17 protein-coding genes are annotated in these 14,893 nt (G+C 61.3%); 14 read left to right on the plus strand and 3 right to left on the minus strand.

From position 1 onward, the window contains the following. Positions 1-95 precede the first annotated feature (95 nt). Complete coding sequence (locus tag CXB49_RS05740) at positions 96-1,016, plus strand: LysR family transcriptional regulator (protein WP_101707505.1); 921 nt, start codon at positions 96-98, stop codon at positions 1,014-1,016. Positions 1,017-1,080: 64 nt separating this feature from the next. Here the strand turns inward: CXB49_RS05740 and CXB49_RS05745 are convergent, their stop codons facing one another. The 3 genes from CXB49_RS05745 to CXB49_RS05750 all read right to left on the minus strand — a co-directional run bounded on the left by CXB49_RS05745 (position 1,081) and on the right by CXB49_RS05750 (position 2,790). Further along, positions 1,081-1,422: a lectin gene (locus CXB49_RS05745; RefSeq protein WP_101707506.1), complete on the minus strand. Its 342-nt coding sequence runs from the start codon at positions 1,420-1,422 to the stop codon at positions 1,081-1,083. A gap of 342 nt (positions 1,423-1,764) precedes the next feature. Next, positions 1,765-2,100, minus strand: a complete 336-nt coding sequence (locus tag CXB49_RS23235; RefSeq protein WP_158300626.1) for a hypothetical protein — start codon at positions 2,098-2,100, stop codon at positions 1,765-1,767. A 3-nt stretch (positions 2,101-2,103) separates the two neighbouring features. After that, the gene (locus CXB49_RS05750) at positions 2,104-2,790 is read right to left on the minus strand and encodes a hypothetical protein (RefSeq protein WP_101707507.1); all 687 of its coding nucleotides are present in this window, start codon (positions 2,788-2,790) and stop codon (positions 2,104-2,106) included. A gap of 561 nt (positions 2,791-3,351) precedes the next feature. Between CXB49_RS05750 and CXB49_RS05755 the strand changes: the two genes are divergently transcribed. From CXB49_RS05755 to fliI, 13 genes are all read left to right on the plus strand, one after another. Beyond that, the gene (locus tag CXB49_RS05755; protein WP_158300627.1) at positions 3,352-3,768 is read left to right on the plus strand and encodes a hypothetical protein; all 417 of its coding nucleotides are present in this window, start codon (positions 3,352-3,354) and stop codon (positions 3,766-3,768) included. Between the two features lie 297 nt (positions 3,769-4,065). Then, the gene (locus CXB49_RS05760) at positions 4,066-4,710 is read left to right on the plus strand and encodes a porin family protein (protein WP_101707509.1); all 645 of its coding nucleotides are present in this window, start codon (positions 4,066-4,068) and stop codon (positions 4,708-4,710) included. Continuing rightward, entirely contained in the window at positions 4,659-5,705 is a 1,047-nt protein-coding gene (locus CXB49_RS05765) for an IS630 family transposase (protein ID WP_101706528.1), read from the plus strand. Before CXB49_RS05760 ends, CXB49_RS05765 begins: the two co-directional genes overlap by 52 nt. Before the next feature lie 166 nt (positions 5,706-5,871). Next, positions 5,872-6,138 carry a hypothetical protein gene (locus CXB49_RS23240; protein ID WP_158300628.1) on the plus strand — a complete coding sequence of 89 codons (267 nt, stop codon included), beginning with the start codon at positions 5,872-5,874 and terminating at the stop codon, positions 6,136-6,138. Positions 6,139-6,199: 61 nt separating this feature from the next. Further along, positions 6,200-6,592 (plus strand): Mov34/MPN/PAD-1 family protein, encoded by a 393-nt coding sequence (locus CXB49_RS05770; RefSeq protein WP_158300629.1) that lies wholly within the window; start codon positions 6,200-6,202, stop codon positions 6,590-6,592. A gap of 244 nt (positions 6,593-6,836) precedes the next feature. After that, a complete protein-coding gene (locus CXB49_RS05775) occupies positions 6,837-7,310 on the plus strand; it encodes a low molecular weight protein-tyrosine-phosphatase (RefSeq protein WP_101707511.1) in 474 nt (157 codons plus the stop codon). Positions 7,311-7,426: 116 nt separating this feature from the next. After that, the gene (locus CXB49_RS05780; RefSeq protein ID WP_101707512.1) at positions 7,427-8,122 is read left to right on the plus strand and encodes a chemotaxis protein CheB; all 696 of its coding nucleotides are present in this window, start codon (positions 7,427-7,429) and stop codon (positions 8,120-8,122) included. A gap of 20 nt (positions 8,123-8,142) precedes the next feature. Beyond that, positions 8,143-9,519, plus strand: coding sequence for a sigma-54 dependent transcriptional regulator (locus tag CXB49_RS05785; protein ID WP_101707513.1), 1,377 nt, complete (start codon positions 8,143-8,145; stop codon positions 9,517-9,519). A 2-nt stretch (positions 9,520-9,521) separates the two neighbouring features. Then, positions 9,522-9,848, plus strand: a complete 327-nt coding sequence (gene fliE, locus CXB49_RS05790) for a flagellar hook-basal body complex protein FliE (protein ID WP_101707514.1) — start codon at positions 9,522-9,524, stop codon at positions 9,846-9,848. Between the two features lie 101 nt (positions 9,849-9,949). Then, positions 9,950-11,668, plus strand: coding sequence for a flagellar basal-body MS-ring/collar protein FliF (gene fliF / locus CXB49_RS05795; RefSeq protein ID WP_233492952.1), 1,719 nt, complete (start codon positions 9,950-9,952; stop codon positions 11,666-11,668). Then, complete coding sequence (gene fliG, locus CXB49_RS05800; RefSeq protein WP_101707516.1) at positions 11,661-12,659, plus strand: flagellar motor switch protein FliG; 999 nt, start codon at positions 11,661-11,663, stop codon at positions 12,657-12,659. The genes fliF and fliG overlap by 8 nt, the downstream gene beginning before the upstream one ends. Continuing rightward, positions 12,640-13,518 (plus strand): FliH/SctL family protein, encoded by an 879-nt coding sequence (locus CXB49_RS05805; protein WP_101707517.1) that lies wholly within the window; start codon positions 12,640-12,642, stop codon positions 13,516-13,518. Before fliG ends, CXB49_RS05805 begins: the two co-directional genes overlap by 20 nt. After that, a complete protein-coding gene (fliI, locus tag CXB49_RS05810) occupies positions 13,502-14,893 on the plus strand; it encodes a flagellar protein export ATPase FliI (RefSeq protein WP_101707518.1) in 1,392 nt (463 codons plus the stop codon). The genes CXB49_RS05805 and fliI overlap by 17 nt, the downstream gene beginning before the upstream one ends.

Below are 14,893 nucleotides of genomic sequence, written 5' to 3' on the forward strand. Positions count from 1 at the left end.
TGGTCCGGTGGGGCGAATATATCGATGCCCATATTGAAGCGTAGCTCAATTAAGAATACAAATGCATTTATATGATCAATTGATGAGTTAAATTTATGAATTACACGCTGCGGCAATTGCGGGTGTTCCGCAAGGTCGCCGAGCACGGCGGTTTCAGCCGGGCCGGCGACGAACTGGGATTGACGCAGCCGGCGGTCAGCCGCGCGGTGCGGGAGCTGGAAGAGGCGCTGGCGCTGAGGCTGCTGGACCGCACCACCCGCGAGGTGGTACCGACCGCCGCCGGGCGCCGGCTGCTGCCCAAGCTGGCACGCGCGCTGGACGAACTGGACGAGGTACTGGCGACGGCGCGCAAGGAGGGCGGGCAGGCGATGGGCAGCGTGCACGTCGCCAGCAGCCCGACGCTGTCGGCCAGCCTGATGCCGGCAATCATCGCCGCCAGCCGCGCCCGCTATCCGCAGCTGAGCCTGCATCTGCAGGACCAGGTGCAGCGCCTCAATGTCGAGGCGGTCCGCGATGGCGCCGTCGACTTCGGCCTGGTGGTGGAGCCGGAGCCGGGCGAGGATCTGGAGCAGGAAACGGTGCTGATCGACGATTTTTGGCTGGTGTGCCGCGCCGATCACCGGTTGGCCGCGCCGCCGGAGGTGGCGTGGCGGCAACTGGACGGCGAGCCGCTGGTCTTGCTGGACGGCAGCTCCGGTAGCCGGCCGCTGATAGACCAGCTGCTGCGGCGGCACGGCCTGGACTGTCCGGTGGCGCAGCAGCTCGGTCATTCTAACTCGGTGTTCCGCATGGTGGCGGCCGGCATAGGCGTCAGCGTGACGCCCGGGCTGGCGATGCCGTTGCCGGCCGATTGCGGGTTGCTGGCGAAGCCGCTGTCGCCGCGCGCCAGCCGCCGCATCGTGCTGATACGGCGCCGAAACCGCACGCTGTCGCCGGCGGCGGAAAGTCTGTGGCGGCTAGTGTTGGACATGAGGGGAGAACTGCAGCGGGTGGCCGAGGCGGCGAGTCGGGCTTAGCTTGGTTGGGTTTTTGACGGGCAGGTGCTCGAGGCCGCGGCGGGCGCCGCGGCCGCGTTCGCGCTTATTGCGCGGTGTTGGACGCCCAGACCGGAACCTTGGGTTCGTACATCACCAGATTGCCGTCATCCTGCATCGTGATGAAGGAACGCGGTTTGCCATTGGTGCCGCTGGCCCACAGCGGCTTGCCATGGAAGTCGTACAGCACGAAATTGCCGTCGGTTTGCATGATGGCGCGCATCGCGTCCTTGCCATTGGTGTTCGACGCCCACAGCGCATGGTGATTGGCCATCCGGTACAGCACCAGATTGCCGTCGCTCTGCAGAATCATCTGGTAGGCGCCGTTGGTCGACATCAGAAATTGGTTGATGCCGAGGAATTGATTGGGGAGGAGGGTATTTGCCATATTGCTACTCCTTCGAAATGGATTGACGAGAACAGCTACGGCATTGATGCAATGTAATTCGCTATTTATTCGAATACGCGTTTCGATGCGATGGCGAGATACATGGCAGAGCGATGATATTTTCCCGCTTTGCCACGGTCAAGATATGCTTTCCCGATTTTCGAATAAATGCCCTGTTTATGGTCGAAAGGATGGCTGTAATATTCACCGATTGAATTTGCATGGATGGTTTGCGTAATCAATGAATGGTTTGGAATTTATCTTCTTCACTTATCTGTGAATGGATGACTCCCGTCCTGTTTGTTTGAGGATGTGGCGGCAATATTGAGAAGGGCGAGGATTTTAGTGCGCTTGATATTGGCTTAAACGCTGTGGAATGCGTTGGGAATATTTCGCTTTTGAGTTGTCGCTGTCGAGAGGGATTGTCAATGCTTGATGTTTTTGCCTGCTTGTTTTTAATGAAAACTGGCGGCAAGGCGCCGCCGTCGCGGGTGCCGCGCTTGAGCAAGGGGAGGCCGGCGGGGGATATTTTGAGAGGCTGCCTGGTTTTGCATGGGCTGGGGTGGCTTGTCGCAGCGGGATCATCGTCTCCGGAATAAAAATGGCCCTGTTGCCAGGGCCATGTTTTTGAATCGGCGATGTCCGGTCCGCCTCGAATCGGCCATCGTCAGCCGTCATCGATTACAGTTCGCGCGGCGGCCTGTAGCCCTCGATAAACACGGCGGGCTCCGTGGTGCTTTCGGTGACGAGGACGGCCGGGATGAAGAACGGTTTCCCGGTGGCGACATTGGTGCCGTGGGCGGTAACGCGCATGCCGACCTGCAGCGGATTCACGCGTTCGCCGCCGGTGACGGTGATCGACCACGATCCGTGCGGGACGTAGGAGGCAATGCCCTTGCCATCGGCGATCAGCGGAAGCATCAGCGGTTCGGTCGGATGGATGTAGGCGTTGATGACGACATCTTCCATATGGACCTGGTGGGAGATCGCGATGTCCTCGTTAAAGCCCGAGGCGGTCGAGACGGCGTGGTCCGAGGCGGTCGGGGCGGCCGTGGAGGCGCGACGTCCGTGGGTGATGGTACGGCCGAACTGAGGGGTAGGGCCGCCCTTGAGGCAAGTCAGCCAAGTGGTGGTGAACTCCTTGCCCTCCGAGGTCTTGCCGATGGCGTAGTATTTGCTGCCGGCTTGCGGGCCGCCATTTTGCGCTTCGCCCGAATTCATATCCAGATTGTAAAAAACATTCATGCCCAGCGTGCCGACAGCGTAAGTGCCGGCGCCGCTGACAAATACCGGAGGCACGATGATATGCGAATCCGGAATGTAGGGGAAAATACGGACTTGAGTGACCGGTTGCGGGTTCGGGGCCATGAAATTCTCCTGAATAAATGGATATGGAAGTTAGGATCGGCATTGCTTAATGCATCGTCCAGCGATAATGACCGCCTAGACGCCAGCTAAGCTTAGATTAAAAAAATCAAACAACGCTGTGCGAAAGGACAGGTTGGGTTGAATGTCAATTTTGATGTCGGATAATTCGAGGTTACGTAAACATGTTTATGATTGGCTTTCAGAGATACTGGGTGAGAATAGTGCGCCTATGCATTCGCGAATGTGAAGCGATTTAATTTGGTCGGCAATGATGGCGGAGGTATTAAGTCAATGGGCTTTCTGTAGAATTACTTAGGCCAGCTAACAAAACCCCTGATCCTGCGTTGCGCCTCCTTGTCGTACGACTGGTACTGCCTGCGTCGGCGCGCCTTGGCTCAGGTTCTCTGCGAGGTTTTGTTAGAGGCTCTTAAGCCCGTTAGCGTAAATTGACTTGCCTGTTTCGACGGTCTGTCGAGGTGAACCGGTTTGCCATCTGATATCGTTGGCAGCGGCGGAGAGCTTGGTCGCGGTGGCTACGGCCTGGTAATTTGGCCTCATTGTTTGAGCGATAGCGCCGCGCGGATGATTCCGCGGATCGCGAAGCCTGCGTTTGGCAAGGCGTCAGGGCGCTGGGGTTTCTGTGGCCGGCGGGAGGTGCGGGGGGTCTTCACCGCGCTGGTGATGCAGTATCAGGGCCTAGTTGGCTGGTCGCTGCGGCGGCGGGTGACGCATGCCAAGTTTTGCCAAGGTGGCGAACTGGCCGGCTTCGCGGAGAGGTACCCGGAGGAAACGTGGCTGATCGACCGCCGCGAGGCCGACAATGGCGATGCAATCACGTTCGAGCTTAGGAGCCGGCTGGACCTGGCAGGCAAGCGCGCGCCAGGCGTGCTGGTGACCCGGTGTTGTCCGGCGCATGTCGTCTATCGGGGCGCGCATTGTGTCCATCAAGGCGCGGCGATGTTCGACGCGCGGGAATAATCGGTGACGGACCCGCGTTTGGACAAATGCGGTAAGCGGCTGGCCTCCTGCCGTGTCCGGGGCAAGCTGGCGAACTATGGGGGGGCTGGTATGCGGCGATATGGGTGAATTGCTCTAATTCCTTGAATTTCCATATGAAATTGAAATTTTTAATATTTCCTTAATGTTAAAGTATCTATGTAAGTATGTGTTTACATACTGTTACGGAACTTGCTCTGCCGGCCTACGGAAGGAAAACATACGTTTGAATTGTTTTGTGGAAAATGACCTCCCCACTAACAATTAATTGATTTAAAAATGAAAAAACTAATCATTGCATCCGTATTGGCTATGTCTGCAGTTACCGCACACGCGGCCGAAAGTGGTGCATATGTCTTTGGCAATTTGGGGTACAACACCGATAAGATAAAAGACTCTGAGAACGTCAAAGAGGGCAAGGCAGCCGGTGGAGGATGGGAAGTCGGTGCCGGCTACCGTTTCGGCTCGTACTTTGCGACGGAATTGTCATATATCAACCTCGGTAAGATGCAAGCGACAGTTGGCGACGAGAACGGCGGCACGACCAACGAATCGGTTAAGCTGCAAGCTGAGCGTCTGGCTTTTGTTGGCATCCTGCCGGTGTCAGATGCTGTGGAGGTCTTTGGTAAGGTAAGTCTTAACAATGTGCACGCCAAGGGTAACGGCGAAAAAGATAGCGAAGTAAAGCCTGGCTTGGGCATTGGGGCTAGCTATGCCATTACCAAAAATTTGGCTTTGCGCGGTGAGTATGAGCACATCGCAAATGCGGTTAAAGGTGATGACGGCAATAAGCTGACTTCTGGCACTAACCTATTCAAGGTTGGTGTTATTAATCCGGCAGTAATAATCCGTACAGATTGTATACTTCCGGCATGGAAAAAATCGATGTGCGCAAGCTTGAACTGGCCGCCCGTGAGCAGCTGAGGCGTACCGCTATCCGGATGTACAAGCGAGGCCGGTCTCAAGCCAGTATTGCCGAAGAACTCGGGCTGCGCCGCCCCACCATTTCCGCCTGGGTGGTGCGTGAGGCAGCACTAGGTGCGCAGGGATTCAAAGAACAGAAGCGCGGTCGCGCCGAAGGCACCGGCCGTCGGCTGACCGAGGCGCAGGAAGCCCGGATCAAGCAGGACATCGTGGATCGCACGCCAGACCAGATGAAGCTGAGGTTTGCCCTGTGGAGTGCTCAGGCGGTCAAGGCTGTAATCAAGCAGATGTTTCTGATCGATCTGCCGATCCGTACTGTCCGTCTGTACTTGGCCCGCTGGGGCTTTACGCCGCAGCGCCCGCTCAAACGCGCTTATGAGCAGCGACCGGCAGCAGTCGAGAAATGGCTCAAGGAGGAATACCCGGCTATCGTCGCGCGTGCCAAAGCGGAAATGGCTGAAATCAGCTGGGGCGACGAATCGGCGGTGTCGAGTGTTGAGCACTTTCCGCGTGGCTACGCCCCAAAAGGCCAAACCCCAGTTCTGGTGTTATCCCAATCGAAAAGAGCGCGCATCAACTTGATTTCGGCCATTACCAACCAAGGCAAGATGCGCTTCATGCTGTACCGGGAGACCTTGACGGCCCGGGTGCTGATCAAGTTTCTGATGCGGCTGATCCGTGATGCTGGCGGCAAGAAGGTGTTCTTGATCCTCGACAACTTGCGCGTGCATCACAGCAAGCTGGTGCAAGCATGGTTGGAGGAGGAAGAGAACAAGAAGGCGATTGAGTTGTTCTTCCTGCCCAGCTACTCACCGGAACTGAACCCGGATGAATACTTGAACGGCGACCTGAAGGCCAGAATGAGCGCAGGTGAGCCGGTTCGATCAGACGGTCAACTTCAAGGGAAAGTGCTGTCCCATTTACGCTCATTGCAGAAGCAGCCGGCCAGAATCCGGTCGTACTTCCGGCATGAAAAAATCCGCTACGCGGCATGAGCTTTCTGTACGGTATTTGACTGCCGGATTAATAGCTACAAGTTCTGATGCTTTGGCCCCCCATAGGGGGGCTTTGTTTTAGATGCTGTGAAAAGGATTTGTAATGAGGTGTGTGTTGTTTGGAGTGGTTTTGCTAGTGGTTTCGACTTCTTCGAGAGCTTCAGGAATGGATGCCGCTGCATTAAGTAAATATAGTGCTTGTGTCAATGTTGCTAACTCGGTAGCTCAGCAGGTGACAAGCCTTAATACCATGGGTGGAATGGCACTGCAGCAATGGTTGAATATGCGGCTACTTGAGTGCAAATTTGTTTCGGAAGAGAAAAGCTCTAACTATGATGAGCATATGGATAAAATGCTGAGATTTGGACATGACCAGCTTATGCAAAGCTATAAGCTAAGGGGAGAGGCATTAAAGCCTTTGATGGGTAAGTAGTTATCAGATTGAGTGGGGCGTTGTTTGGGAATGAAATTGACTTGTTTTGTCGGAGGCAGGAGTGAATTGTCAGCTAAATAGATATAAAGACCGCAATTGCGGTCTTTTTTTTATGGGCAAACACAATGGCTGTAACATCGGAACAAATCGCCGCGATGCCGAGCAGGCCGGCGAGCATGAAGCCTGCGGCCTGGTGCTGGAGTCGGGCCGTGTCTATCGCTGCCGCAATGTCGCGGTCGAGCCGGCCCACTTCTTCCAGACCGATCCGGCCGGCTGGGCGGCGGCCGAGTCGCTGGGCCACGCTGTCGGCATCTGGCACAGCCATCCGAAAGGAACTGCGGAGCGGTCGCTCATTGATATTGATGCTAGTTTCTCGCGGGGGCATGCTGATCATGCCGGAGGTGTTCGGTTCAGGCGGCGGCCGGCAGAGAAGAGTGGTAAAAAATGTTTTTGAAATTGGCGAAGGTGGGTGTAAGCAATATTCGGATGTAGCCGTTCTAGGCCTCTATTTTTCAAAGTAGAAGAGTGGGGTAATGGAAATTTTTCCCATCTCGTCGCACTCTGAAAGAGTGGTTTTGAAATGAATTTCATGTCAATATTCGCACGTAAGTTATTGATCTATTTGTAATGCTTTGTGCAGGTTTAAGCTTTTTTGAGTCTAAAAACCTGGAGAAATAACTCATAAGGCATTGATTATTATGAATGAACTATCAGTTTTGTTCGTCTGCCACGGCAATATCTGCCGTTCTCCCACCGCCGAGGGCGTGATGCGGGCCAAGCTGGCGCATGCCGGCCTGGGGGACAGGGTCCGTGTCGATTCGGCCGGCACCCATGGTTACCATGTCGGCGAGGCGCCCGACGAGCGCAGCGAGCAGGCGGCCGCCCGGCGCGGCTACGATCTGGCGCCGCTGCGCGCGCGCATGGTGGCCGACGCCGATTTCGCCGGCTTCGATCTGATCCTGGCGGCAGACGCCCGCAATCTGTCCGACTTGCGCCAGCGCTGTCCCGATAAATTGATCGAGCGGTTGCACCTGATGTTGGAGCCGCTAGGCGAGGGGCGGGAGGTGCCGGATCCGTATTACGGCGGCGGGCGGGGTTTCGAAACCGTGCTCGACCTGCTGGAGGCCGGCTGCGACGGCTGGCTGAAACGCATCGCGGCGCGGCTGGGCTGACCGGGCCCGACTTCTCCTGCTAAGCTACCTGAAACAACCCCGTCAAGCCTGGACAAGGCCGGCGCCGCGAAATGGGCTGTCGCCGGCACGGGCGGACCCTGCTGCAAGGTAAATAGATGGCCCTGACTTCGCGCGAGCGAGCGAACAAAGCCCCGCTGGAGATCGTTCCCAGTCTCAGCGCGGACGTGATATTGCCGCGCCAGCCGGGCAAGACGCCGCTGGCCAGCCAGACCGTGATCGTCATCGGCTCGTCCACCGGCGGCACCGAGGCGCTGCGGACCCTGTTGACGGCGTTGCCGGCGTCGATGCCGCCTATCCTGGTGGCGCAGCACATGCCGGAAATGTTCACCCATTCGTTCGCGCAGCGGCTGGACTCGCTGTGCCGCTTGCGGGTGAAGGAGGCGGAAGACAACGAAAGGCTGCAGGCCGGCACCGTCTATATCGCGCCCGGCCATTCCCATCTATTGATCAAGAGCGCGCCGACGATAGGCTACAGCACCTCCTTGAACGCCGGGCCGGCGGTGAACCGGCACCGGCCTTCGGTGGACGTGCTGTTCCGCTCGGCGGCCAATCTGGTCGGCAAGAACAGCATAGGCCTCATCCTGACCGGCATGGGGCGGGACGGCGCCAATGGCATGCTGGAGTTGAAGCAGGCCGGCGCCTGGAACATCGCCCAGGACGAGGCCAGCTGCGTGGTGTTCGGCATGCCCAAGGAGGCGATCGCGCTGGGCGCCGCCCACGAGGTGCTGGCGTTGACCAGCATCGCCCAGCGACTGGTGACGCTGGCGCATCAGCGCCAGCCGTCCGTTTAGAACCTGAAACCCTGGATCTCATGAAGTTTCTACCGATTCTGGTGGTCGAGGATGATGCCGATCTGCGCGAGGCCATCGTCGACACCCTTTCCCTGTCGGGCTATCCGACGCTGGAGGCCGCCGATGGCACCCAGGCGCTGCAACGCCTGAAGCAGGAGCCGGTCGGCCTGATCATTTCCGACGCCCAGATGGCGCCGATGGACGGCTACGCGCTGTTCGAGGAAGTGAAGAAGCATTATCCGGGCGTGCCCTTCATCCTGATGACGGCTTACGGCGTGATAGAGCGGGCGATAGCGCTGCTGCGCGCCGGCGCCACCCACTATCTGCTGAAGCCGTTCGAGCCGCCCAGCCTGTTGGCGGAGGTGGAAAAGCATCTGCTGGCGATGCCGGGCGACGACGGCGGCGAAGTGGTGGCGGAGTCGGCCGCGATGCGGCAGCTGTTCGCGCTGGCGGGCCGGGTGGCGCAAAGCGACGCCAGCGTGATGATCAGCGGGCCCAGCGGCACCGGCAAGGAAGTGCTGGCGCGTTATATCCATCGCCACTCCCGGCGCCATGCCGGGCCCTTCGTCGCGGTCAACTGCGCGGCGATACCGGACAATCTGCTGGAGTCGACGCTGTTCGGCCACGAGCGCGGCGCCTTCACCGGCGCGGCGCAGGCGCTGCCCGGCAAGTTCGAGCAGGCGCAGGGCGGCACGATACTGTTGGACGAGGTGACCGAGATGCCGCTGCCGCTGCAGGCCAAGCTGCTGCGGGTGCTGCAGGAGCGCGAGGTCGAGCGCATCGGCAGCACGCGGACCATCCGGCTGGACATCCGGGTGCTGGCGACGTCCAACCGCGCCTTGCAGGCGGAAGTCGAGGCCGGCAGGTTCCGCGAAGACCTGTACTTCCGGCTGAACGTTTTCCCCTTGCGCATCCCGGCGCTGGCCGATCGCCCCGATGATATCCTGCCCCTGGCACGATTCCTGCTTAAAAAACATGCGGAGGCCGCAGGACGGGCGTCTCTGGTGTTTTCCAGGGATGCGGAACGTCATTTGACGGCCTATAGTTGGGAGGGTAACATCCGCGAACTGGATAATGTCGTGCAGCGGGCGGTGATTCTTGCCGCCGGGGCGGAAATTCTTGCCGCCGACCTATTGTTGGGCGATATTTCAGGCGTGGGGCAGCTTACCCGAACGGTGTCCGATTCGGACAGTTCGGTGTCGGATGAAACCGACATGAAAACCCTTGAGAAACGCCATATTCTGGAAACATTGGCAACCGTCGGCGGCGTGAAGAAGCTGGCGGCCGAGAAACTGGGCATCAGCGAGCGCACATTGCGCTACAAGTTGCAGCGATACCGTGATGAAGACGCTGCAGCGGCTGGCCAGGATGTTCCGGAGGGAAATGGCACGGAGTAGCCATGGCAGTCAACAATATCGACCAATTGCTGGGCGAGCTGAGAAGCGCGGCGGCGCTGGCGTCGGGCAAGCAGCCGCAGGCGACGGCCCAGCAGGCGCCGCAGGTCGACTTTTCCGACGTGCTCAAATCGACGATCGAGCAGGTCAATTCGGCGCAGCAGACTTCGGAGGAGATGCAGAAGCAGTTCCAGCTGGGCGACAACAAGGAGGTCAACCTGCAGGACGTGATGGTGTCGCTGCAAAAGGCCAGCCTGTCGTTCCAGACGATGGTTCAGGCGCGAAACAAGCTGGTCAGCGCTTATCAGGAAATCATGAATACCCAAGTCTAGCGCTGTCGGATTCCGAAACCAGACAGCGGCGGACCTAAATCCAAAACCACCGTATGGCTGATCTGGCAGAAGAAAACGCAACCCCTGTCTGGCGCGCGCGAATGAATGAGGCGGGTGACCGCTTCAAGGCGCTGCCAAACAACAGAAAAGTTCTATTCCTCGCGGCTTTGGCGGCGATTTTCGCCGTCGTCGTCGGCGCCGTCGTCCTCAATCGCACCCCTTCCTATAAGATACTGTTCTCCAATCTGGCCGATCGTGACGGTGGCCAGGTGACCGCCGCGCTGCAGCAGATGAACATCCCGTACCTGCTGGGCGAGGGCGGCGTGATCTCGGTGCCGGCCGACAAGGTGTACGACGTGCGTCTGAAGCTGGCGGCCCAGGGCCTGCCCAAGGCCAGCGGCGTCGGTTTCGAACTGATGGACAATCAGAAGTTCGGCATCAGCCAGTTCAACGAGCAGGTCAACTACCAGCGTTCGATCGAGGGCGAGCTGGCGCGCACCATAGAGGCGGTTTCGTCGGTGCAGAGCGCCCGCGTCCACATCGCGACGCCGAAGCAGAGCGTGTTCGTGCGCGAGCAGCAGTCGCCGACAGCCTCGGTGATGCTGCAGCTGTATCCGGGCCGCATCCTCGACGCCGGCCAGGTGGCCGGCATCCTGCACCTGGTGTCCAGCTCGGTGCCGAACCTGCCGGTGAAGAACGTCACCATCGTCGATCAGGACGGCAATCTGCTGTCCAAGCAGACCGGGCCGGACGACAACTCCGGGCTGGACCAGCGCCAGCTGGGTTTCGTGCGCCAGATCGAGGAAGGCTACGTCAAGCGCATCGAAGACATTCTGGAGCCCATCTTCGGCCACGGCAACGCCCGCGCCCAGGTGACGGCCAATGTCGATTTCTCCGAGATCGAGCAGACCGCGGAGACCTACCGCCCCAATTCCAGTCCGAATCCGTCGGCCACCCGCAGCCAGCAGATCAGCGAGAAGCTGGTCAACGGCGCGGCCAATCCCAGCGGCGTGCCGGGCGCCTTGTCCAACCAGCCGCCGTCGGCGGCGTCGGCGCCGATCACGCTGCCGCCAGGCGCGGCGCCGGGCACCGCCAATCTGTCCGGTCAGGCGGTCAGCCCGAACGGAACCTTGCAGCGCGACATCACCACCAATTACGAGGTGGACAAGACCATACAGCACACCAAGGTGCCGGTCGGCGTGGTCAAGCGCCTGTCGGCGGCCGTGGTGGTCAACTATCGCCGCATGCCGGACAAGAGCGGCGAAATGAAGCCGACGCCGCTGACCGCGCAGGAAGTGCAGCAGATCAATAATCTCGTCAAAGAGGCGATGGGCTACAACAACGGCCGCGGCGACACGCTGAACGTGGTCAACGCCGCCTTCGCCGACAACGCCCAGCCGGTCACCGTGCAGGAACGGGTGATGGACTACGTCACCGACAACGGGACCAGCCTGGTCAAGTACGGCCTGCTGGCGATCGCGGTGCTGTATCTGCTGTTCGGCGTGGTGCGCCCCATCATGCGCGACCTGGTCAAGCCGACTCCGGCCCCCGGCGCCGCGGGCGCGGCCGGCATTGGCGGCGCGATCGGTCCGGGAGGCCGGCTGCTGGGCGTGGCCGGGGAAGAGGGCGAGGCCGGAATGGCCGGAGCCGGCGGGGGGGCTGGTGGTGCCGGCGGCCCGGGCGGCGGAGCTGGCGAGGATCCGCGTGAAGCGCAGCGGCGTCAGTACAGCAGCAATCTGGAAGCCGTCCGCGAGTTGGTGAAATCCGATCCGCGCATGGCGGCCCAGATCATCAAGGAATGGATAAGTGCCGATGAGTGACAACGGAGTACGCAAGAGCGCGGTGCTGCTGTTCAGCCTTGGTCAGAACGAAGCGGTCGAAGTGTTCAAGTACCTGGGGCCGAAGGAAGTGCAGAAGATCTCGCTGGCGATGGCGGCGATCAACAACCTCAGCTACGAGCAGATCGACGAGGTGGTGGCCGACTTCCGCAAGGAGTGCGACGCCCGCGCCAGCATCGGCGCGTCCGACGAGTATCTGCGCAATGTGCTGATCGAGGCGCTGGGGCCGGACAAGGCCGCCAACCTGCTGGACAAGATCATGCAGGGCAACGACCACAGCGGCATCGAGAGCCTGAAGTGGATGGACCCGTCGTCGGCGGCGGACTTGATCCGCCACGAGCACCCGCAGATCATCGCCACCATCCTGGTTCACCTGGAGCCGGACCTGTCCAGTTCCATTCTGGCCTTCTTCCCGGAGCGGATGCGCAACGAGGTGCTGATCCGCACGGCGACGCTGGAAGGCGTGCAGCCGCAGGCGTTGCGCGAGTTGAACGATGTGCTGACCCAGCTGCTGTCCGGTTCGGACCGGATCAAGAAGAGCGCGTCCGGCGGCGTCGGCCTGACCGCCGAGATACTCAACTTCATGGGCGGCAACGTCGAGGCGTCGGCGCTGGGCTTCATCCGCGAATACGATCCGGAGCTGGCGCAACGCATCCAGGACAAGATGTTCGTATTCGAGAACCTGCTGGACATCGACGACCGCTCGATCCAGACCATCCTGCGCGAAGTCCAGTCGGATTCGCTGGTGATCGCCCTGAAGGGCACCAGCACCGACCTGAAGGAAAAGATCTTCCGCAATATGTCGCAACGCGCGGCGGAAATGCTGCGCGACGATCTCGAATCCAAGGGGCCGGTCAAGCTGTCCGAGGTGGAAGCCGAGCAGAAGGAAATCCTCAAGGTGGTGCGCAAGCTCGCCGACGACGGACAGATCGTGCTAGGCAGCAAGGGTGGCGATGAAGGCCTCATCGAATAACGATCCCATCATTCCCGGCGAGCAACTGGAAAGCTGGTCCAGCTGGAGTCCGGCTTCGCTCGACGGTTTCACTCAGGCGCTGACGCCGGCGCAGCTGGTCGCGATGACGCAGATGCGCCGTCCCGGTGTCAGCCTGGCCGAGCGCATCGCCGCCGTCGAGTCCGACGCGGTGCCGGCGAGCGCGATGCCGCTGTCCGAGGCCGAGGCGCTGGCGGAGCAGGCCGAAGAAGAGGCGCCGGCCGACGAAGGCGCGGCGCTGGGCTATCCGACCGCGGCCGAACTCGAGGCCATTCATCAGGACGCCTGGCAGACCGGGCACGACGCCGGCCTGGAGGCCGGGCGGGCCGAAGGCTTCGAGCAGGGCATGCAGGCCGGGCGCGAGCAGGGTTCGGTCGATGCGCGCGCCGAACTGCAGCCCCGGCTGGAGCAGGCGTGGCAGGCGCTGGACGGCATGGCGGCGGAATTTTCCGCCGAGTTGTCGCGGGTCGAGCGGGAGCTGGCCGACGATGTGCTGAAGCTGGCCTGGCGGCTGGCGCAGAAGCTGGCGCAGCAGCAGCTGGAGCGCGATGCGCAGGCCCTGTTGCCGCTGCTGCGGGCCGCCTTGGCCGAGCTGCCGGCCACGCTGGCCAACGCCCGATTGCGCGTCAATCCGGCCGATTTGGCCGCGGCGCGCGAATTCCTGCAGCAGGAGACGCCGGAGACGGCGTGGCAATGGATAGAGGACGCGGCGATCCGCCGCGGCGGCTGCATCATCGACACCGCCTCGATACGGCTGGACATCACGCTGGATACCCGGATGGCGGCCTTGGAGAAGGCGCTGGGCCTGGCGGCCGAGAGTGGCGATGAACAATCTGATTGAGCGCCAGCGGCGCTGGCTGGACGCCTGCGGCGCGGCGGCCGAGGCGGCCGCGCCATGGCAGCCTTGCGGCCGCCTGGTGCGCGTCACCGGCATGGTGATGGAGGCGGTGGGCATCAAGTTGCCGGTCGGCAGCGCCTGTCGCGTGGCCTTGCCCGAGGGCCGCGAAGTGGAGGCCGAGGTGGTGGGCTTTTCCGGCGACAAGGTGTTCCTGATGCCGCTGAGCAATGTGCACGGCCTGCTGCCGGGAACGCCGGTGCTGCCGATGTCGTCGCAGTCGTCGCCGGAGTACGGCAGGGTCGGCGGCCCGACGGCGGCCTCCGGTTCGGACGGCCGCCGGGTGCCGGTCGGCATCGGCCTGCTGGGCCGCGTGCTGGACGCGTTGGGCCGTCCGCTGGACGGTCTCGGACCTATCGATGTCGACGCCTGGTTTCCCTTGTACAGCCAACCGATCAATCCGCTGGAGCGCACGCCGGTGCACGATGTGCTGGATGTCGGCGTGCGCGCGATCAACGGTCTGCTGACCGTTGGCCGCGGCCAGCGCCTGGGCCTGTTCGCCGGCTCCGGCGTCGGCAAATCGGTGCTGTTGGGCATGATGGCCCGCTTCACTCGCGCCGACGTCGTCGTGGTCGGGCTGATAGGCGAGCGGGGCCGCGAGGTGAAGGACTTCATCGACAACATCCTCGGCGAGGAAGGGCGGACCCGCTCGGTGGTGGTGGCGGCCCCGGCCGACGTGCCGCCGCTGATGCGGCTGCACGGCGCCGCCTACGCCACCGCGCTGGCCGAATATTTCCGCGACCAGGGCAAGGACGTGCTGCTGCTGATGGATTCGGTCACCCGCTACGCGATGGCGCAGCGCGAGATCGCGCTGGCCATCGGCGAGCCGCCGGTCACCAAGGGCTATCCGCCGTCGGTGTTCGCCCGGCTGCCGCAGCTGATCGAGCGCGCCGGTAACGGCGGCGCCGGCGGCGGCTCGATCACCGGCTTCTACACCGTGCTGTCCGAGGGCGACGATCAGCAGGATCCGATCGCCGACTCGGCGCGCGCGATCCTGGACGGCCACTTCGTCTTGTCGCGCGATCTGGCCGAGTCCGGCCACTATCCGGCGATAGACATCGAGCAGTCGATCAGCCGGGTGATGGTGGACGTGGTGCCGCAGGCGCAGATCGACCTGGCACGCCATTTCAAGCAGCTGTATTCGCGCTATCGCCGCAACCGCGACCTGATCAGCGTCGGCGCCTACGTCGCCGGTTCCGATCCGGTGCTCGACGACGCGATGCGGCGCCAGCTGCCCATGGTCGGCTTCCTGACCCAGCCCATGCACGAATCGCACGACTACGCCTCCTGCTGCGAGCAGCTGGCCGGCGTGCTGGCCTGA

Source organism: Chromobacterium sp. ATCC 53434 (assembly GCF_002848345.1).
In the GTDB taxonomy this organism is placed as follows: domain Bacteria; phylum Pseudomonadota; class Gammaproteobacteria; order Burkholderiales; family Chromobacteriaceae; genus Chromobacterium.